The sequence below is a fragment of the Amycolatopsis methanolica 239 genome (assembly GCF_000739085.1).
Classification (GTDB): domain Bacteria; phylum Actinomycetota; class Actinomycetes; order Mycobacteriales; family Pseudonocardiaceae; genus Amycolatopsis_E; species Amycolatopsis_E methanolica.
This window is the reverse complement of sequence record NZ_CP009110.1, coordinates 1,609,697-1,629,664: the sequence shown is the minus strand read 5'-3', so window position 1 is coordinate 1,629,664 and position 19,968 is coordinate 1,609,697. Positions and strand designations below refer to the sequence as shown.

Below are 19,968 nucleotides of genomic sequence, written 5' to 3'. Positions count from 1 at the left end.
CGCCATCGCGACGACCGCTCCCGCGCTCACCGGCCCGAACCGTCCGCGAACAGGTCGGTCTCCTCGAACGGCTCGTCGTCCTGCACGGGCGGCCGCCGGTGCGCCGCGGGCACTCGAGGCGGCACCGGCATCGGGGCGGGAGGCGGTGGCGGCGGAACAGCCGGGCACTCCTCGAAGAGCTGGTCGGCGCTCGCCAGCGGTTCCTGTTCGCGAGGCGGGACGAACACGGGAGCCGGACCGGGGTGCTTCGGCCGCTGGTCGCCGAACGTGTTCTCGTCCGCGTCGAGCACGCGGTCCAGGAGCTCGGTGTCGCCGAGGCCCCGGCGCACGACCTCGGCCTGCTGCCTGGCCGCGGCGGCCCGCGCGACCGCGAGGGTGTGCATCACCACTGCGGACAGCGCGGCCGGCGGCAGGTCGCGGACGCGTTCGCCGAAGGTCACCGCCTTGACCTCGCCACCCGCGCCCGCGACGACCCGGACGGCACCGTCCGGCGAGACCGCCTCCGCGGTCACGTCCTTCAGTTTCCCGGCCATCTGCTTGTAGGTCTGGACGCGACGGCGGTTGTCGGCCGCCGCGGTGTCGATGGCCTCGATCCGGCGCAGCAACCCGGCCTCCTTGCGCCTGCCGAGCTGGGCGTCGGGCGCGCCGCAACCGGTCCAGCGCCGCGTCGGCGAGTTCGGTAAGCGACACATCGCGGGGGTGCAGCTCGCCGCTGATCGTGATGTTCGGGGTGAACCCCTTGAGCGCCGGCGGGCGCAGGGCCACGAACGCGGCCTCGTCGGCCTTGACCTCGGCCGGTCGCACCGACTGCCAGCCCTCGGGCAGCGAGAACTGGATCGGCACCGGAATGGTGCCTACCACGATTTCTCCGTCTCCGTCCTAGAACAGGAAGTCCGCGACCGCGTCCGCGGCGTTGGCCAGCCCGTGCCCGACGTCCGTCGCGATGTCGGCAACGTCGTCGGCCACGTCCGTCACAGTGTCCACGACCTCCTGCGGGTCGATCGCGATGTCGAACCCGACGTCCGCGCCGATGCCCAAAGTCAGGCCGCGCGACGCGCTCAGGTGGAACTTGCCGTCGTCGCCCATCCCGATCTGGCCGTCCGCGTGCGCACCGACTCCGGCCGAGAGCCCGCCGTGAACGCCCGCGCCGAGACCAGCCCCCTCGGCACTCGCCGCGACACCGGCTCGGACGCCGGCAGAGCCTCCCAGGCTGCCCCGGACACCGGTCAGGCTCGCGCTTCCCTCGGCCTCGGCCCGCACTCCAACGGAGGCTTCCGCGTGCCCGGAAGCGCCGGCGTGCGCCCCGAGCTTGACCTGTCCCTCTGCCGCCCCCTTGGCCAGCCACGCCTCGGCGTTCGCCGCTGCGGTCACACGAGGGCGTTGGCGCTTCCGGACACGCCGGCGCTGGCGCCGAAGAGCGAGCCTTCGAGCTTCCCCGATCCCGACAGCGCACCGGCGCCGAAGGAGCCGTCCAGGCTCCCGCCCAGCAGCTCCCCGCTCGCGGAGGCGCTGAAGGTCTCGTCCGAGAGGTCGAAGCCGAGCGCTTCGAGGGTCGCGTCGATCCGGTCGCTGAGCATCCCGTCGGACTGGGAGCCCCACTCGAACCCCTTCTGCCTCCCGGGTTCGTGGCTCTTCTCGCCGAGCTCCTTGCGGTACCCGCCGTCGCCGTCGGGCTCGAATCCGACGGCCGCCGCGACGGAATCGCCGATCTGGCTCACGTGGGCGCGGGCGAAGTCGAGCACCGACTGGGCTTCCCTCGCCAGGGTCCTGGAACGGAGCGAGAGCCTGACCGACGGCCTGGGCCCGCGCGGCCTGGCGTTGTACTGCGCGGCTGCCGCGCGGGAGGCGGCCTGCGCCTCGGTGTACATCTCGATGGCGCGCTGCGCTTCGGACTGCGCCCAGGTCAGCGCGTCACCGAAGTCCGCGAGCGACTGACCGCCCTGGCCCAGGAGGGCCGCGGTCTCGATCCACTTGGGCGGCTCCGCGCCGACGCCTCCCGGAAGGCGTCGGCGGCCGCACCGCTCCACTGCGCGGGGACGATCCCGGCGAGCCCGTCGCCGGTGGTGCCGATCTGCTGGATGCCGGCGACCAGATCACGCAGGTCGCCTGCGATCAGCTCCGGCTCGCCCGGGATCAGCTCCCTGGGGCTGGTCGTCTCACCGAGTCCGGCGGCCATCAGTAGGTCCGCTCGTCGGCGTCGAATTCGGCGGGGTTCAGCCGGCTGGAGATGCTGCCGCCGTCCGGGAACAGCTCGCGCGCGCGTTCCGGGCTCATGATCCCGGCCTGCTCGACCGGACCACTGGCGGCGCCCTGGAGACCGGCGGCGCTCGCGGTGGCGCTGCCCGTCACGCGAGCACCGGCGAAGCCGCCGCCGACCATGCCGCCGAGCGGGTCACCGGTCTCGCCCATGCCGGCCAGGGACCGGCCGGCGTCGTCGTCCGACTCCAGGTACACGCCTGCCGCCACACGCAGGCTCTCGCCGTGCTCCTCGGCCTTGGCGCGCAGCTTCTTCAGCTGCGCCTCCATCTCGCGGAGGAAATCAGTCCAGCCCGCCTGCCGGTGCGCGGAAGGCCAGGCCGGCGACGCCGGACACTACGTCGCCGATGGTGCTCGCCGTCTGCCGCAGTTCGTCCGGGACCGCGTCGAAGCCGGTCATCGCCCACCCAGTCAAGGACAAGGCGCGCCGCTCCCCGCGGCGCGCCTTCACAGACTGGCGAACTCCAGCCGACCTTGTACGGCGTTTATGATCATCTCACCCGGACGGGCGACAGCTCATCCGAGCAGGGCGTCCACGAAGGCGGCCGGCTCGAAGGGCGCCAGGTCGTCCGGCCCTTCGCCCAGTCCGACGAGCTTCACGGGCACCCCGAGCTCCCGCTGGACCTGGAACACGATGCCGCCCTTGGCGGTGCCGTCGAGCTTGGTCAGCACGATCCCGGTGACGTCCACGACCTCCCGGAACACGCGGGCCTGCATCAGCCCGTTCTGGCCAGTCGTCGCGTCGAGGACCAGCAGCACCTCGTCCACCTTGGCCTGCTTCTCGACCACCCGCTTGACCTTGCCGAGCTCGTCCATCAGGCCGGTCTTCGTGTGCAGGCGGCCGGCCGTGTCGATCAGCACCGCGTCGACCCCGGCGTCCACGCCCCGCTTGACCGCGTCGAACGCCACGGACGCCGGGTCGGCGCCCTCCTTGCCGCGCACGACCTCGGCCCCGACCCGCTCCGACCAGGTCTGCAGCTGCTCGGCCGCGGCGGCGCGGAAGGTGTCCGCGGCGCCCAGCAGCACCTCGCTGCCCTGCGCGACCAGCACCCGCGCGAGCTTGCCCGTCGTCGTGGTCTTCCCGGTGCCGTTGACACCCGCGACCAGCACGACGGCCGGCTGCTTCGTCTCGTCCACGGTGTGCGCGAGCGCCCGCACCGAGCGGTCCCAGTCCGGGTGCAGCGCGTTGGTCAGCACGGTCTTGAGCACCGTGCGCGCCTCCGCGGACGTCCGCACCGCCCGCGCGGTCAGCTCGGTCCGCAGCGTCTCCACGATCTCCGTCGTCGTGGCCGCGCCGAGGTCCGCCATCAGCAGGGTGTCCTCGACGTCCTGCCACGAATCCTCGTCCAGGTCACCCGCGCCGAGCAGGCCGAGCAGGCTCTGGCCGAACATCGACCGGGACTTCGACAGCCGCCCGCGCAGCCGCTCAATCCGCCCGGAGACCGGCTCCGGCTCCTCGACCGCGACCGCGGCCTTCTCCGGCTCACGCGCGGCAGGCACCTCGGGCGTCGTCGGCACCTCGGGGGCGGCCGGGACCTGCGTCGGCGGCACGGGCGCCTCGGCCTCCGGGAGACCGACGTCGACGATGCCCCGGCGCGGCGAGTCGCGGGGCACGGAGGCGTCGTCGCCGACACCCGGCTGCCCGTCCACCTCGGTGCGCTCACCGGCAGGGTGCTCGGGCGGTTCGGCCGTCTCCGTCTTCCGACCACCAGGCGCCAGGGCGATGCCGCCGCCGGCCTGGTAGTTCCCGCCTCTCGGGGGCTTGGTCTCCCGCTCCGGCTCCGCCTCGGTCAGGCTGATCCGCCGCCTGCGGGCGAAGACCAGACCGGTGATGAGGAGGATCGCCAGCAGGACGACGACCACCAGGATGATCCAGAACCAGAGGTTTTCCGCCACGTGGCCATCCTCGCATCTGCTGGTCGACCGGGCAGGACACCCCTCGCGGACAAAAACTCACCGGATGCCTTGCGCTCCGGTCAAAAAAGGACTAGACCACTCGGTCATGCGCGTCGTCGGGCTCATCTCCGGCACGTCGGTCGACGGGATCGACGTGGCACTGGCCGAGTTGACCGCGTCCGGCGACGAGGTCGTGCTCGTCCCGCTCGGGCACTCCGCGGTCCCCTACCCCGGCGACCTGCGGCGGGAGCTGCTCGCGGCGCTCCCGCCGTCCGGAACCACCCTCGAGCAGGTCACGCGCCTGGACACCAGGGTGGGGCAGGCCTTCGCCGAAGCCGCGAGCACCCTGTCCGGCACCGCGGACCTGGTCGCTTCCCTCGGCCAGACCGTCTTCCACTGGGTCGACGGCGGCCGCGCCCGCGGCTCCCTGCAGCTGGGGCAACCGGCCTGGATCGCGGAACGGACCGGGCTGCCGGTGGTCGCCGACCTGCGCGTCCGGGACATCGCGGCGGGCGGGCACGGCGCTCCCCTGGCCAGTACGCTCGACGCGTTGTGGCTGCGGGACCTGGCCCCGGCCGTCGCGTTGAACATCGGCGGCATCTCGAACGTCACCGTCGTGCGGGCGGGCGGCGTGCAGGCCTTCGACACCGGCCCGGGCAACGCACTGCTCGACCTCGCCGCGCACCAGGTGACCGGCGGCGCGCAGAGCAGCGACCTGGACGGCGCCATCGCCGCCCGCGGACGCGTGCACGACGAACTGCTCCGCCGCCTCCTCGACGAGCCCTTCTACACGGCCCCGCCACCGAAGTCGACCGGCAAGGAACTGTTCCACGGCGGCTACCTGCGTGCCGCGACCGACGGGCTCGACGTCCGCGACGAGGACCTGCTCGCCACCCTCACCGAGCTGACCGCCGTCACCATCGCCCGCGCCTGCGCGGACGCGACCACCGTGATCGTCTCCGGCGGCGGCGCCGACAACCCGTCGCTGATGCGCGCGCTGGCGCGGCACCTGCCCGGCGCCCGGCTGGCGACGAGCGACGAGTTCGGCCTGCCCCGCGACGCGAAGGAGGCGTACCTGACCGCGTTGCTCGGCTGGCTCACCTGGCACGGTGTCCCGGCGAACCTGCCGGAGGCGACCGGCGCACGCGGACCCCGGCTGCTCGGCAGCATCACCCCGGGCGCGCACCCGCTGTCGATGCCCGCTCCACATCCGGTGACCGTCACCCGTCTGCGGGTAGCGGCCCACCCGGACCAACCGATAGGAGTGCCTGATGCACCCAGTTGACCTGGCGATCATCGTGGTCTACCTGGCCGCGATGCCCGCGATCGGCGTGCTCGTGGGGCGGCGCCAGCGCTCGGCGGCGGACTACTTCATCGGCGAACGCAGCCTGCCGTGGTGGGCGGTGTGCTTCTCGATCGTCGCCACCGAGACCTCCACGCTCACCGTGATCAGCACGCCGGGCCTGATCTGGGCGGCATCCGGCAACTACAACGGCCTCACCTACCTGCAGCTGCCGTTCGGCTACATCATCGGGCGCACCCTGGTGTCGTTCGTGCTGCTGCCGCGCTACTTCAAAGGGCAGCAGACCACCGCGTACGCGTTCCTCGGCGAGCGGTTCGGCTCGGCCATGCAGGGTGTGTCGTCGGTGGCGTTCATCGTGACGCGGCTGCTGGCCGAGGGCGTGCGGCTGTTCGCCGGCGCGATCCCGATCCAGGTCATCCTCAAGCACTTCGGGCTGAACACGTCGTACTGGCAGATCGTGGTGGTGCTGACGGCACTCACCGTGATCTACGCCCTGGTGGGCGGCATCAAGGCCGTCGTGTGGGTGGACGTGATCCAGCTGTCGGTCTACGTCGGCGGCGCGATCATCGCGATGATCGTGCTGGCCGGGAAACTGCCCGACGGGTGGACCTCGCGCGCCGCGGACGCCGGGATCTTCCGGTTGTTCGACTTCAACTTCGACTTCCTGCACCTGCTGACCAGCCAGTACGCGTTCGTCACGGCCGTGGTCGGCGGCGCGATCTTCACCATGGCCTCGCACGGCACGGACCAGCTGATCGTGCAGCGGTTCCTCGCCTGCCGCAGCGTCGCCGACGGCCGCAAGGCACTGATCGGCAGCGGCGTCGCGGTGACCGTCCAGTTCGCGTTGTTCCTGTTCGTCGGCGCGATGCTGTGGGCGCACAACAGGTTCCGCACCCTGCCCGAGCTGGGTGTGAAGGGTGACGACGTGTTCACCAACTTCATCACCAGCGAGCTGCCGGTCGGCGTCGCGGGACTGCTGATCGCCGCGATCCTCGCCTCCACGATGGGCGCCCTGGCTTCGGCGCTCAACGCGTTGTCCAACTCCACGGTCGCCGACCTCTACCAGCGGTTCACCAAGCGGCAGCCAGAGGATTCGAAGCTGCTGCGGCACGGCCGGATGTGGACGCTGGTGTGGGCGGTGGTGTTCGCGGTGTTCGGTTCGCTGTTCAGCAACCGGAACAACCCGGTGATCGAGCAGGGCCTGTCGATCACCGGCTACACCTACGGCGCGATGCTGGGTGCGTTCTTCCTCGGCATGTGGGTCAAGCGGGCGCGGCAGCTGGACGCGATCATCGCGTTCGTGGTGACGGTCGCCGTGATGGCGGTCGTGGTGCTCGCGGTGAAGATCCCGCCCGCGCCTGGAGCGAAGCCGGTCGTGCTGGCGTTCCCGTGGTATACGCTGCTCGGCGTACTGATCACGCTCGTCGTGGGCGGCGCGCTGTCCCTGCGGCACCGCACTCCGGAAACCACGGCCGCGAAGGAACCGGAGCCGGTCTAGATGGATGCGAACGCCCTGCTGTCCACCGCGCAGGAGTGCGCGGAGTTCCTGTCGGGGCAACTGCACCGCGACTGGTCGGCGGCGATTCCGGAGATGGACATGACGGTCGCGCAGGTCGTCGCCCACATCGCGGACTGCGTGCACTGGTACTCCTACGACCTCGCCGCCGGGCCGGTCGAGCTGTCGACCATGGAGGCGAAGGTGCGGCCGGAGTCCGAGCCGGCCGAGCTGGTGGTCACGCTGGGCACGACGGCGAAGGTGCTGGCCGCGATGGTCGCGACCAGCTCGCCCGACGCCCGCGGCTGGCACCCGTGGGGCATCGCCGACGCGTCCGGTTTCGCGGCCATGGCGTGCGACGAGTTGCTGGTGCACACCTCCGACGCGGCGCGCGGTCTGGGCGTGGAGTTCTCGCCGACGCCCCGCCTGGCGGCCGCCGCGCTGTACCGGTTGTTCCCGTGGACGCCGATGGACACCGACCCGTGGCCCACCTTGCTGTGGGCCAACGGGAGGGCGTCCCTGCCGGGCCACCCGAGGCTGACGAAGTGGCGGTGGCACTGCGCGCCACTGTCCGAATGGGACGGTTCAGCGCCGATCAGCTAGGGGCCTGCCGTGGGCTAGTCCTGCGCACGCCGGCGAGCAGCCAGCGACCGTGCCGAGCGGCCTCGCGACGCGAGACTGCCACCCCGGCGCACCCGCTGGACCACGAACCACCCGCGCAGCCACAAGCCGGCCCCGCGCACCGGAGCAGCGCTCGTGCCGCTAGTCCTGCGCGGGCTGGGGCGGCGCGCCCTGCGAGAAGACCGTATAGCGCGACGCCGACCAGGCCGGCGCGCCCGCGACCGGTTCCAGCCGCACCTGCACCGAGGTCTGGCCTGTCGTCGCCGAGGCCGGGATGTCGAAACTGTCCTCCAGCCACCGCGAATGCGTGTTGCCCAGCGGCTGGTACCAGTCGCCGACGAGCCGGTCGTTCACGAACACCCGCGCGTGCTGGAACGCCTGGGCCTGGTCGGAAACCCGGTGCAACCGCAAGCCGCCGTTGGACTGGTCCACCCGCGCGGTGAACGTCACCGGCTGGGTGGTGGCCGTCGTGGTCCCGGTGACCGGTGTGCGGTCCCCCTTGCCCTCGAACGCCGACGTCAGCGACTCGCGTGTTTCGCCGGGCGCCGAATACCCGTGCTGCGACCGGCTCGCGTCGTCGCCGACCTCGACCACGTCGCTCTGGCTCATCGACGGCGTGCTCTGCCCGTACCAGTACGCGGTCGAGCTGTAGTCGGCAGGCATCGACGACCGGTCGCCGTGCTCGATGTCGAACTCGATGCCGTTGCCGAACGGCACGCCGTCGCCGATCATCAGCCGGTAGGCGTTGAGGCACACGTACCGGCAGCCGTCGCTCGCGTCTTCCCGGCTGACCAGCCCCGCCTGCGGCATCGCGTACGGCACGCCCTCGACCCCGCCGTCGCGGCCGTCCTGGAAGTACCAGCCGGACTCGTAGAAGTCCTCGGACCCGGTGCCATGGATCGCCGGGCTGGCCGAGCCGTTCGGGTACATCCGCTCGTCGCCTTCGAGGTGGTTCAGCTGGTTCTGCCCCGGCGGGATGCCGCCGCGCATGCTGGAGGTGACCCCGTAGAACACGCCCCGCCCTTGCGCGGTGAGGAAGTTCCAGTCCTGACCGGACACCGTCGCGGCCCGGTGGTGGGTCGCGTGGAAGTAGCCGAGGGTGCCGTCCCGCAGGCCCGCGGTCACGCCCGAGTCCGGCGCGGAGGTCACCTCCAGGCTGCCGCCGGTGACCGGCGCGCCCGAGGTGTTGACCAGTTCCGCCACCGCGCTGCGGGCGTAGGGCATCGGCCACCACGCCGTGAACGCACCGTTCTCGGTGGTGTCGATGGCGTGCAGCAGGGTCCGCGACGCGTACTTGCCGAGCCCGGAGCCGAAGAACTCGCCGACCGGGGCGTCGACCGTGGTCTGCCCGTCGAAGGTCAGCCGCAGCCGCAGACCCTCCAGCGCGGCCTCGGACGCCGTGGCCTGTCCGGGGTCGGCCGGGTAGCGGAAGCGCCGCAGTCCGGCCCACCGCTCACCGTCCACCCGGTACCCGTGCACGGCCTCCTCGTTGGGGTGGTTGTGGCCGAGGTCGAGCACGTCGGTGCGCTCCCACCGCCCGCCAACCTTGCTGTGCACCTCGTAGCGGAACTCGTTGACGTCTTCGGCGGAGGACACGAACCTGGTCGCGACCTGCACCTGGGACCGGTTGCGGGTGAGGTCCGCGGGCACCTCGACGACCTGGTCCAGCCAGCCGCCGCCGGCGCGGGCCGGCCCGCTGTAGAACTGGCCTGCCGGGCGCCCGCCGACCAGCAGGTCCGCGCGTTGTTCGCCGATGCCGGCGTCGACGCGGCGGGTGATCCGCACGCCGTCGTTCTCCGGGGCCACGGTCGCGGTGAACGAACTACCGCCCGCGCCGTACGCGCGGCCGTCGTCGGACAGCCCGGGGGCCGCGATGACCTGCGGCAACCGGAGGTAGAGCTGCGTGATGCGCCGCGCGCCGGATGGCAGCGGGATCGAGGCCGCGGACCCGCCCGGGACGTCGACCGCGGCCGACTGGACCCGCGCTCCTGGCGCCACCGGTTTCGGGTCGCGCACGCCGAACCCGCGCAGGCGCTGGATGACGTCCGTGGCCTTGTCGGCCGGGTTGAACGTGCGCACCCCCGCGGCGTCGGCGAACTGCCGGTAGGTGACGTGGTAGAAGTGCGGGTTGTTCTCGGTGGTGATCCGCATCGACGTCGTGTACGGCATCGGCACCTTGATCGCCGCGCCGCCCATGGTGTCGGCCGAGTTCCCCACCAGCGGCCACACGAACGGCGCACCCTTCGCGCCGTTCACGATGTCCTGCAACGAACCCTGCAGCACGACCTTGCCGTCCAGCTCGATCTTGATCCGCCCGATCGCGGCGACCGACGTCGACTCGTAGGTGAACCAGATCGAGGACACCTCGCCCGCCCCGCGCGCGTCGGCGAGCAGGCAGTCCCCGTTGGCCTCATCGCGCAGGCACGAGTAGGTGCCGGCGAAACCGTCGTCGTTGTTGCCCGCGCGGTCGAAACTGGAGAACTGCTTGACCTGCTCACCGGGCCGCATCCGGGCGAGCCCGTCGATCGATCGGTAGACGTCCCAGCCCACGGGTCCCTTGTCGCTCGCCCCGGGAGCAGGCGCCGCACCGGCGGGAACACCGACGACGAGTGCGAGAACCAGCCCGACCACGACGATCACGGAGCGGTTTTTGGGCGCGACAAAGGAACTTTCGGGCACAGTGGGGACCCCCAGCCTGGACGGACCGCCGCGCCGCAGCGCGAGTAATCGTTTTCTGAACTTAGCGCTTGGTGGCTTCAGTGTGTCTAGCGCCACATGGGTGGTTACGGATCGAACACTGAGGGTTATTGCCGGGCAGGAGTGATCGAAACGGACACTTTCGAGGGAAGCGGGTGTCAAACGTCCGACAGATCGCCTTGGGGTTAACCTCCGCCGCCCGACCAAAGATCGGCTGGGGATCGGGGGCGGGGGAGGCCTGGGGCGCGGTCGGTCCGCTTCCGTTGCCGGCTTGCGGTTGAGCAGGGTCCGCGGCGCGGTCTAGGCCTCCTGGCGCAGGCGCTGGCTGATCACCTTCGTGATGCCGTCGCCCTGCATGCTGACTCCGTAGAGGGCGTCCGCGATCTCCATCGTCGGCTTCTGGTGCGTGATGATGATCAGCTGCGAGGACTCCCGCAGCTGCTCCAGCAGGCCGATCAGGCGCCGCATGTTGGTGTCGTCCAGCGCGGCCTCGACCTCGTCCATCACGTAGAACGGCGAGGGGCGCGCGCGGAAGATCGCGACCAGCATCGCGACCGCGACCAGCGACTTCTCCCCACCGGACAGCAGCGACAGACGCTTGACCTTCTTGCCCGGCGGGCGGGCCTCGACGTCCACACCGGTCGCGAGCATGTCGTCCGGCTCGGTCAGCACCATCCGGCCGTCGCCGCCGGGGAAGAGCACCGAGAACACCGTCTCGAACTCGCGGGCGACGTCGTGGTAGGCGGACGTGAAGACCTCGAGGATCTTGTCGTCGACCTCCTTGATGACCGTGAGCAGGTCCTTGCGGGTCGCCTTCAGGTCTTCCAGCTGGGTGGACAGGAACTTGTACCGTTCCTCCAGCGCGGCGAACTCCTCGAGCGCCAGCGGGTTGACCTTGCCCAGCGTCGCGAGGTCCCGTTCGGCCCGCTTCGCACGCCGCTCCTGGGTGCTGCGGTCGTACGGAATCGACGGCGGGGCGCTGACCTGCTCGCCGTTCGCCTTGGCCTCCTCGTACTCGGCCATCTCCTGCGCGCTCGGCGGCACCGGCACGTCCGGGCCGTACTCGGCGACCAGGTCCTCCAGGCCGATGCCGAAGTCCTCGGCGATCTTCGTTTCCAGCTGCTCCAGCCGCAGGCGCTGCTCGGCGCGCAACACCTCGTCCCGGTGCACCGCGTCGGTCAGCTTCTCCAGCTCGTGGGTCAGCTCACGAACCTTGTTACGCACCTGGGTGAGCGCGGCCTCGCGCTGCTGGCGCACGGCCTGCGCCTCGTCGCGCTCGGCGGCGGCCCGCTGCACCGACAGCTCGATCCGCTCCAGCGCCAGCTCACCCGCGTCGACCACGGCCGCGGCGATCTCCGCGCCACGGGCCCGCGCCGCCCGCGCCTTCTCGGCCCGCTCCCGCGCCGCGCGCTCCGCGTGCGCGGCCCGCCGCAACGAGTCCGCGCGGCCGGCGATGCTGCGTGCCCGCTCCTCGGAGGTCCGCAGCGCCAGCCGCGACTCGACCTCCTCCTGGCGCACCGCCGCCAGCCGCTCCGCGGCCTCGTCGCGCGCGCTGGTGTCCGGGTCCTCGTCCACCGGCTGCTCGGCGACCGCGGCCAGCCGCTCCTCCAGCTCCGCCAGGCTGGCCAGCGCCTGCTCGCGGCTGGCCTCGACCTTCGCGCGCTGGTCCCGCAGCCGCGTCACCTCGGCCTCGGCGGACCGCGCGGCCTGCTGCAGCCGGTTCAGCCGCTCCGACGACCTGGCCTTGCGGACCTTCGCCTCGGACAGCGCTTCCTTCGCCTGGGCCACCTCTTCACGCCGGGCCTGCTGCTCGGCGCGGGCGCCCTCCAGCTCGGCGGCCGTCTGCTCCAGGCGGCGTTCCGCGGCCATCAGCCGGTCGCGCGCCTCGTCGACCGCGGCCTGCACCTCGATGACACTCTCGCTTCGGCCCGAACCACCGACGGCCCAGTGCGAGCCGAACACGTCGCCCTCGGCGGTCACGGCGCTGACCTCCGGGTGCGCCGCGACCAGCTGCCGCGCCGTCTCCAGAGTGTCCACCACCGCGATCCGGTCCAGCGCGCGCTCCACCGCCGGACGCAGCGGCTCCGGCGCGGTGACGACGTCCCGGGCCCAGCGCGCGCCGTCCGGCAGCGACGGCCAGGACGAGGTGTCCACTGTGTACGGAGCGCCGCCGAGCAGCACGCCGGCACGGCCGGAGTCGTTGTCCTTCAAGAACTTCAGCGCCGCGATCGCCTCGTCGCCACCCTGCACCGCGACCGCGTCGGCGACCGGGCCGAGCGCCGCGGCGAGCGCGACCTCGTAACCGGTCTCGACCGACAACAGTGCGGCGACCGACCCGAGCAGCCCGGGCAGCTGATCGCTCGCACCGAGCAGCTCACCGGCGCCGTCCTTGCGCCGCAGCCCCATCGACAGCGCGTCCACCCGCGCCTTCTCCGACGCGATCTCGCGCTCGGCCTGCCGCTCGGCCTTGACCAGCTCCTCAACGCGGGCCTTGGCGGCCTGGTTGGCCTGCACCGCGCGGTCGTGCCGGTCCTGCAGGTCGGCGTCGTCGGACTCCTCGACCCCGCCCTCGGCCCTGGCCTCCTCCAGCTCCTCGACCGCCAGCTCGGCACGCGCCGCGGCCTCGTCGATGGCCGCGGTGAGGCGGTCGATCTCGTCGGAGGTCGCGCTGTTCTTGCTGCGCAGCGCTTCGACCTGGCCGGTGAGCTTCGCCAGGCCCTCGCGCCGGTCGGCGATCGCGCGCACCGCGGCCATGTGGGCCTTCTCCGCGGCCTGGACCTCGTGCTCCAGTTCCTCGCGGCGCAGCACGGCCTCGGCGAGCGTCTCGCGGGCGATCATCACCGCTTCGTTCAGCTCGGCCTCGCGCTCGGCGACCTGCTCGGCCTCGGCCAGCAGCTCCTCCGGATCGCGGCCACCCGACGAGGTCTCGACGTCGGCGGACAGGTGCCGCTGCCGCTCCACCGCCAGCCGCACCGTGCCACGCAGCCGCTCGCCGAGGGCGGACAGCTTGAACCAGGTGTCCTGCGCGGCGTTGAGGCGCGGCGCGTCCTCCGCGACCATCGCCTCCAGCTGGGCCTCTTCGGCGCCGGCGAGTTCGAGCGCCTGCTCGACCTCGGCGCGGCGGGCGCGGGCGGCGTTCTCGTCCGCCTCCTCGCGCGCGATCGCCTCGCGCTGGGTGACCAGGTCGTCGGCCAGCAGGCGCAGCCGTGAGTCCCGCAGCTCGGCCTGCACGGCCTGCGCCTTCCGAGCGATCTCGGCCTGCTTGCCCAGCGGCTTGAGCTGGCGCCGCAGCTCGGCGGTCAGGTCGTTCAGGCGGTCCAGGTTCGCCTGCATCGCGGTGAGCTTGCGCAGCGCCTTTTCCTTGCGCTTGCGGTGCTTGAGCACACCCGCGGCCTCCTCGATGAAGGCGCGGCGCTCCTCCGGCTTGGATTCCAGGATCTGCGCCAGCTGCCCCTGGCCGACGATGACGTGCATCTCGCGGCCGATGCCGGAGTCCGACAGCAGCTCCTGGATGTCCAGCAGACGGCACGAGCTGCCGTTGATCTCGTACTCGCTGGCGCCGTCGCGGAACATCCGGCGCGTGATCGAGACCTCGCTGTACTCGATCGGCAAGGCGCCGTCGGCGTTGTCGATGGTCAGCGTGACCTCGGCGCGGCCGAGCGGGGCGCGGCCGGAGGTGCCGGCGAAGATGACGTCCTCCATCTTGCCGCCGCGCAGGTCCTTCGCGCCCTGCGTGCCCATCACCCAGCGCAGCGCGTCGAGCACGTTCGACTTCCCCGACCCGTTCGGGCCGACGACGCAGGTGATGCCCGGTTCGAACCGCAAGGTGGTAGCCGAGGCGAAGGACTTGAAGCCCTTCAGCGTCAAGCTCTTGAGATGCACGTGGCGGGACCCTTCAACGCCTGGGTGATCCGCAGAGTCTATCGGGGGCGGGTGGGCGTCCCGGTCATGCCCGTGGGCGTGTTGTCCCCGGGAGCCCCACTGTGCTCACCGGCCCCAGGTGTCACTCCTCGACGAAGCCGTCCAGTCCGCCCTGCGCCGGCGACCAGTGCTCGACGACTTGATCCACACGACCGGGTGATGATGTTGAGCGAAGGGAGTCAAGTAGCTGCTGACAGTTGTCCCGACTACCCTCCGCCAATACCCGAACACGCCCGTCGTCGAGGTTGCGCGCGCTGCCGACCAAGCCGAGCTCGAGCGCCCGGCACCTGGTCCACCAGCGGAAACCCACTCCCTGAACCCGTCCGCCGACCCACGCCGTGAGCCGGACGGCGTCCTTTTCACCCGTCACGTCCCCTATCCTGCCGGAAGCTTTCCGAATGCGGAGGGTGATCATGCCGGTGCTCCTGGACAGATCGGTATTCACTCCCAGTGCTAATCTCCCCGGCAGGCGCCACCATTCGGGCTCACCCGTCCGGATGTGCTCAAGCCGGTTTCCCCGCCAGTCAAGGAGCGTCAAATGGCCCACATGGGTCGTCGGACCGAGGTGTCCCCGCCACGCGACTCCGCCTCGCGCAGCCAGCGCAGCGGCTACGTGCTGCTCGCGGTCAGCGGCGTCGTGCTCGCCACCGCGTTCGGCGGACTGGCCACGATCATCGCACCGGGCGGCTCGCCGAAGGTCGCGGTGCCGGGCGGCACCAACTCGACGTCGGGGGCGCAGCTCATCCCCGGCGACGCGGCGCCCGGCCAGACGCCGGTGACCGTCGACGGCGTGGCGATCCCCGCGGGCACCCGCACGGCCGTGGTGACCACCAACCCGGACGGGACGCAGGTCGTGACGCTGGTGCCGGCCGAGGGCTCCGGGGAGGCGCCGATCGTGCTGCCGCCCGGCACGCCGCTGCCGCCCGGCACGGTCATCCCGCCCGGCACCACGCTCCCGCCGGGCACCACGACCACTCCCCCGCGCAGCGACACCACCACGAAGCCGACCAGCACGAAGCCAACGACCACCCCGCCGGACACGACTTCGCCGACCAGCGACCCGACGACGTCCACCAGCAGCAGCACCAGCACGACCACCGACAGCAGCACTCCCGAGGACCCGTCGTCGTCAAACGGTAGCGGCAGCTCGAACCCGTCGACCTCCTCGTGATCGGCTGACCAGCCGCGTCACCAGCGCGATCACCGACAGCAGCGGTATCGCAAAGCCCAGTACCAGGCCGATCCCGGCATCGGCGGGCGGGGCGCACACCGCGGCGGCGAACACCCACACCGGCCCGGTCTGCGGCTTCGCGGTACCGGCGGAAGGCGTGCGCTTCCAGGGTTTCGCGACCGACAGCCAGGCCTGGAACGCGATCGCGCTCACCATGAGCGCCGTGCCGGCGACGAGCCCCCACGGCGCGGGCGACGGATCCCCCGCCAGGGCAGCCTGTTCGGCGTCCGCCAGGGCCGGGGACAGCACGATGATGGCGACGTTGAACTGCACGAGGGTGATCGTGAACTTGCCGAACACCCACCAGTGCCGGAAGAAACCCCACGGCGTCGCCGCCGCGAGCAGGAACCCGGTGAACGCGGACGCGTTGGCCAGCGGGGCGAGCAGGTGCAGGTCGATGGCGTGGGCCATGGACATCGCGCTCGCCCGGCGGGCGGGATCCCCGCCCGAGCCGATCAACATGAGCACGAACAACGTGAGAGCCTCGGCCATCCAGCCGACGGACGTGATGATGTGCGACCAGACGGCCGCATGCCGCCAACTCTTGAGCATGCTTCCGAGCCTGCCGCCCGGGAAAGCCGCCCACGTCGGGCGACGCCCGGATCTCTGCCCTGGTACGGAAGTCGCCGGATGTTGACATGGCCGATCGCCCGGAGGCGACCGCTCCGGGCGGCGACTTGGCCACCCCAAGGCGGCAGGACCGCGCAGCCCGGCCGGGCTCAAGCCTCGAAGCGGTACCCCATGCCGGGCTCGGTGATCAGGTGCCTCGGCCGGGACGGCTCCCGCTCCAGTTTCCGCCGCAGCTGCGCCAGGTAGACCCGCAGGTAGTGCGACTCGTTCTCGTACCCCGGCCCCCACACCTCCCGCAGCAGCTGCTTCTGCGCCACCAAGCGGCCCCGGTTGCGCACCAACAGCTCCAGCACCCCCCACTCGGTCTTCGTCAAGTGCACCTCGACCCCGTCGCGGTGCACCTTCTTCGCCAGCAGGTCCAGCGTGAACGACTCGGTCTCGATCAGCGCCTCGCCCTCCGCGGACGGCACCGTGGAGCGCCGCACGGCCGCGCGCAGCCTGGCGAGCAGCTCGTCCATCCCGAACGGCTTCGTCACGTAATCATCCGCGCCCAGGTCAAGCGCCTTGACCTTGTCGGGCGACTCGCCGCGCGCGGACAACACGATGATCGGCACCGTGGTCCACCCGCGCAGCCCGGTGATCACGTCCGTGCCGTCGATGTCCGGCAACCCCAGGTCCAGCACCACGACGTCCGGTTTCGTCTCGGCCACGGCCCGCAGCGCCGCGGCCCCGTCGTGCGCGGTCACCACCTTGTACCCGCGCGCGGTCAGGTTGATCCGCAGCGCGCGCACGATCTGCGGCTCGTCGTCGACCACCAGCACCGTGCCGGTCTGCTCGGTCACGGAGCCACCTCCTTCAGCACCACCGGCACCACGTCGGGAGCCTGGCACGCCTTGAGCGCCACCACCACCGTGAGCCCTCCACCAGGCGTGTCCTCCGCCCGGATCGTGCCGCCCATGGCCTCGGTGAATCCTTTCGCGACGGACAACCCGAGCCCGACCCCGGGCGTCGCGTCCCGGTCCCCGAGCCTTTGAAATGGCGCGAACGCCGCCTCCGCCATCCCCTTCTTCAAGCCGCGCCCGTGATCCACGATCCGCAGCTCGACCCACTCCGCGTACGCCGAACCCCGCACCGCCACCGGACCGCCGCCGTGCCGCAACGCGTTGTCCAGCACGTTCGCGATCACCCGCTCCAGCAGCCCCGGATCGGCCATAACCGCCGGCAGCCGCTCGTCCACCTCGACCGACACCGACTCCGAACCGTCCACATTCGACAGCGCGTGCGCCACCACTTCGTCGTAGCCGACCGGCCGCAGGTGCGTCCGCACCGCCCCGGTCGCCAGCCGCGACGAGTCGAGCAGGTTGTTCACCAGCCGAGCGAGCCGGTCGGTCGACTCCTCCGCCGCCTCCAGCAGCTCCTCGGTGTCCTCCGGCGACAGGTCGATGTCCTGCGCGCGCAGGCTGCCGATCGCGGCCTTGATCGAGGTCAGCGGCGTGCGCAGGTCGTGGCCCAGCGCGGACAGCAACGCCGTGCGCAGCTGGGTCGCCTCGGCCTGGCGCTCGGCCTCCGCCTGTGCCGCCGCCATCCGCTGCTGCCGCAACGCGAGCAGCGCCTGCCCGGCCGCCGCCTCCAGCGCCCGCCGGTCCGCCGCCGGCAACGCCCGGCCCCGCAACGTCAGGTGCACGTCCGCGGTGACCGGGATGTCCACATCGGCCTCGTCCGGCTTGCCGCACGGGTTGACGCCGGCGTGCTCGACCGCCTGCCACTTCCCGTCGCGCTTTTCCAGCAGCACCACGCATTCCATACCGAAGTTCTCGCGCACCTTCTCCAGCAGCCGCGGCAACGGCTCGGCGTTCGTCAGCACCGTGCGCGCGTAGGACGCCAGCAACGCCGCCTCCGTGCGCGCCTGCGCCGCCTGGGTGGCCCGCCGCGCCGCCCGGTCCACGACCAGCGCGACCAGCACCCCGACCAGGACCATCGCGACCAGGGTGATCACGTTGCTCTGCGCGTGCACGGTCAGGGTGTAGAGCGGTTCGGTGAAGAAGAAGTTCAGCAGCCCGGCCGACAGCAGCGCCGCGACCAACGCCGGACCCAGCCCGCCGACCAGCGCGACCACCACCGTGGCGAGGAAGTAGCCGACCACGTCGGTGGAGAAGTCCAGCTCCCGGCGCAGCAGCACGCCGGTCAGCGTGGCCAGGGCGGGCGCGAGGAACGCCAGCACCCAGCCGGCCAGCAGCCGCGACGGCGCCAGCGGGCTGCGCCTGCCCAGCCACGACCGCAGCCGCCCGCCCGCCTCGTCGTGGGTGACCATGTGCACGTCGATCTGCCCGGACCGCTGCACCACCGTCGCGCCGATGCCCTCGTCGAACAGCCGCGCGACGCGCGACCGCCGGGACGTGCCCAGCACGAGCTGCGTCGCGTTGACGCCGCGTGCGAAGTCCAGCAGCGCGGTCGGCACGTCGTCGCCGACGACGGTGTGGAACGTGCCGCCCAGCTGGTCGGTGAGCTTGCGGTACCGGCCGGTTTCGACGTGCCCGAGCGCGGACAGGCCGTCGCCGCGCAGGACGTGCAGCACCAGCAGTTCCGCCCCGGCCCTGGTGGCGATGCGGCTGCCGCGCCGGATCAGCGTCTCGCTCTCCCGGCCGCCGGTGATCGCGACAACCACCCGCTCCCGCGTCTCCCACGTGTCGGTGATGCGCTGCTCGGCGCGGTAGCGCTGCAACGCCACGTCCACCTGGTCGGCCACCCACAGCAGCGCCAGCTCGCGCAGGGCGGTGAGGTTGCCGGTGCGGAAGTAGTTGCCCAGCGCGGCGTCGATCCGCTCCGCCGGGTAGACGTTGCCGTGCGCGAGCCGCCGCCGCAACGCCTCCGGCGTGATGTCGACCAGCTCCACCTGCTCCGCCCGGCGCACGACGTCGTCGGGCACGGTCTCCTGCTGCGCGACGCCGGTGATGCGCTCCACGACGTCGCTCAGGCTCTCCAGGTGCTGCACGTTCACGGTCGACAGCACGTCGATCCCCGCGGCGAGCAGCTCCTCGATGTCCTGCCAGCGCTTCTCATTGCGCGAGCCGGGCACGTTGGTGTGCGCCAGCTCGTCCACAATGGCCACCTCGGGGGCGCGGGCGAGCACCGCGTCCACGTCCAGCTCCTCGAAGTCGCGGCCACGGTAGGTCATCCGCCGCCGCGGCACCGCCTCGATGCCCTCCAGCAGCGCCGCTGTCTTCGCCCGGCCGTGGGTCTCGACCAGCCCGGCGACCACGTCGGTGCCGCGGTCGAGGCGGCGCCGCGCCTCGCCCAGCATGGCGTAGGTCTTGCCGACGCCGGGCGCCGCGCCGAGGTAGATGCGCAGCTCGCCCCGGCGCGGCGGTTCCTTCTCCACGTCCACGCTTTCAGTGTGCTCCTGCCGACTGGACGGCGAGGTTGAGTTCGAGCACGTTCACCCCCGGGACGCCGATGCCGTGACCGGTCGTGTTCGCCTCGACCAGCTGCCGGACCCGGTCCTCGGTCAGCCCTGTGTTGCGCGCCACCCGCGGCACCTGCAGGTCGGCGTAGGCGACGCTGATGGTCGGGTCGAGACCCGACCCCGAGGCCGTGACCGCGTCCGTGGGCACCGCGTCCGGCGAGACGCCCTCGCGCTGCGCGATGGCCGCTTTGCGCTCCTCGACGGCGGCGACCAGGTCGGGGTTGAACCCGCCCTTGTTCGACCCGCCGGACACCGACGGGTCGCCGGTGGCGGACGGCCGGGTGTGGAAGTACGGGTCGCGCGCCGGATCGGCCGGGACCGGGTCGATCCCGATCAGCGACGAGCCCACGACCTGCCCGTTCGCCGTCACCAGCGCCCCCTCGGCGTTGTCGTGCAGCCCCGGGATCCGGGACACCGCCCACACGCCGAGCGGGTAGACCACCCCGAGCAGCACCGTGAACACCAGCAGCACCCGCAGGCCGGCGCCGGTCTGCTTCACCAGATTCTTGATCATG

16 protein-coding genes and 1 pseudogene are annotated in these 19,968 nt (G+C 71.9%); 4 read left to right on the top strand and 13 right to left on the bottom strand.

Annotated features, from left to right (window positions below; translation table 11 throughout):
• Nucleotides 1-26: 26 nt before the first annotated feature.
• The 6 genes and pseudogenes from AMETH_RS07960 to ftsY all read right to left on the bottom strand — a co-directional run bounded on the left by AMETH_RS07960 (nucleotide 27) and on the right by ftsY (nucleotide 4,152).
• Nucleotides 27-692 carry a YbaB/EbfC family nucleoid-associated protein gene (locus tag AMETH_RS07960; RefSeq protein ID WP_081617685.1) on the bottom strand — a complete coding sequence of 222 codons (666 nt, stop codon included), beginning with the start codon at nucleotides 690-692 and terminating at the stop codon, nucleotides 27-29.
• 187 nt (nucleotides 693-879) lie between these two features.
• A complete protein-coding gene (locus AMETH_RS07955; protein ID WP_017987540.1) occupies nucleotides 880-1,371 on the bottom strand; it encodes a hypothetical protein in 492 nt (163 codons plus the stop codon).
• Nucleotides 1,368-1,742, bottom strand: coding sequence for a hypothetical protein (locus AMETH_RS37780; RefSeq protein ID WP_156131625.1), 375 nt, complete (start codon nucleotides 1,740-1,742; stop codon nucleotides 1,368-1,370). The genes AMETH_RS07955 and AMETH_RS37780 overlap by 4 nt, the downstream gene beginning before the upstream one ends.
• A 129-nt stretch (nucleotides 1,743-1,871) precedes the next feature.
• A pseudogene (locus tag AMETH_RS37775) lies at nucleotides 1,872-2,176 on the bottom strand (putative T7SS-secreted protein); the annotation flags it as partial.
• Entirely contained in the window at nucleotides 2,176-2,526 is a 351-nt protein-coding gene (locus tag AMETH_RS35565; protein WP_017987539.1) for a hypothetical protein, read from the bottom strand. The gene AMETH_RS35565 and the pseudogene AMETH_RS37775, both read right to left, overlap by 1 nt.
• Before the next feature lie 246 nt (nucleotides 2,527-2,772).
• Nucleotides 2,773-4,152 (bottom strand): signal recognition particle-docking protein FtsY, encoded by a 1,380-nt coding sequence (ftsY, locus tag AMETH_RS07940; RefSeq protein ID WP_017987537.1) that lies wholly within the window; start codon nucleotides 4,150-4,152, stop codon nucleotides 2,773-2,775.
• Nucleotides 4,153-4,258: 106 nt separating this feature from the next.
• On the opposite strand from ftsY, the gene AMETH_RS07935 reads away from it, so the two are divergent.
• From AMETH_RS07935 to AMETH_RS07925, 3 genes are read left to right on the top strand one after another with little or no spacing between them, the layout of a single operon-like run.
• Nucleotides 4,259-5,437, top strand: a complete 1,179-nt coding sequence (locus AMETH_RS07935; RefSeq protein WP_017987536.1) for an anhydro-N-acetylmuramic acid kinase — start codon at nucleotides 4,259-4,261, stop codon at nucleotides 5,435-5,437.
• Entirely contained in the window at nucleotides 5,424-6,953 is a 1,530-nt protein-coding gene (locus AMETH_RS07930; protein WP_017987535.1) for a sodium:solute symporter, read from the top strand. The genes AMETH_RS07935 and AMETH_RS07930 overlap by 14 nt, the downstream gene beginning before the upstream one ends.
• Nucleotides 6,954-7,553, top strand: coding sequence for a maleylpyruvate isomerase N-terminal domain-containing protein (locus AMETH_RS07925; protein WP_017987534.1), 600 nt, complete (start codon nucleotides 6,954-6,956; stop codon nucleotides 7,551-7,553).
• 159 nt (nucleotides 7,554-7,712) lie between these two features.
• Here AMETH_RS07925 and AMETH_RS07920 read toward each other — a convergent pair whose 3' ends face one another.
• The 3 genes from AMETH_RS07920 to AMETH_RS07910 all read right to left on the bottom strand — a co-directional run bounded on the left by AMETH_RS07920 (nucleotide 7,713) and on the right by AMETH_RS07910 (nucleotide 14,604).
• Complete coding sequence (locus AMETH_RS07920; protein WP_017987533.1) at nucleotides 7,713-10,211, bottom strand: glycoside hydrolase family 172 protein; 2,499 nt, start codon at nucleotides 10,209-10,211, stop codon at nucleotides 7,713-7,715.
• 357 nt (nucleotides 10,212-10,568) lie between these two features.
• The gene (smc, locus tag AMETH_RS07915; protein WP_017987532.1) at nucleotides 10,569-14,150 is read right to left on the bottom strand and encodes a chromosome segregation protein SMC; all 3,582 of its coding nucleotides are present in this window, start codon (nucleotides 14,148-14,150) and stop codon (nucleotides 10,569-10,571) included.
• Nucleotides 14,151-14,271: 121 nt separating this feature from the next.
• Entirely contained in the window at nucleotides 14,272-14,604 is a 333-nt protein-coding gene (locus AMETH_RS07910) for an acylphosphatase (protein WP_017987531.1), read from the bottom strand.
• A 123-nt stretch (nucleotides 14,605-14,727) separates the two neighbouring features.
• On the opposite strand from AMETH_RS07910, the gene AMETH_RS37770 reads away from it, so the two are divergent.
• A complete protein-coding gene (locus AMETH_RS37770; RefSeq protein WP_156131623.1) occupies nucleotides 14,728-15,360 on the top strand; it encodes a hypothetical protein in 633 nt (210 codons plus the stop codon).
• Here the strand turns inward: AMETH_RS37770 and AMETH_RS07900 are convergent.
• The 4 genes from AMETH_RS07900 to AMETH_RS07885 form a co-directional block, all read right to left on the bottom strand.
• Nucleotides 15,319-15,972: a hypothetical protein gene (locus AMETH_RS07900; RefSeq protein ID WP_017987530.1), complete on the bottom strand. Its 654-nt coding sequence runs from the start codon at nucleotides 15,970-15,972 to the stop codon at nucleotides 15,319-15,321. The genes AMETH_RS37770 and AMETH_RS07900 overlap by 42 nt on opposite strands.
• Before the next feature lie 167 nt (nucleotides 15,973-16,139).
• Complete coding sequence (locus AMETH_RS07895) at nucleotides 16,140-16,832, bottom strand: response regulator (RefSeq protein ID WP_017987529.1); 693 nt, start codon at nucleotides 16,830-16,832, stop codon at nucleotides 16,140-16,142.
• Nucleotides 16,829-19,375 carry a DUF4118 domain-containing protein gene (locus tag AMETH_RS07890; protein ID WP_017987528.1) on the bottom strand — a complete coding sequence of 849 codons (2,547 nt, stop codon included), beginning with the start codon at nucleotides 19,373-19,375 and terminating at the stop codon, nucleotides 16,829-16,831. Before AMETH_RS07890 ends, AMETH_RS07895 begins: the two co-directional genes overlap by 4 nt.
• Nucleotides 19,376-19,379: 4 nt before the next feature.
• On the bottom strand, nucleotides 19,380-19,967 hold the full coding sequence (locus AMETH_RS07885) for a potassium-transporting ATPase subunit C (RefSeq protein ID WP_017987527.1): 588 nt from the start codon (nucleotides 19,965-19,967) through the stop codon (nucleotides 19,380-19,382).
• Nucleotide 19,968: the final 1 nt, after the last annotated feature.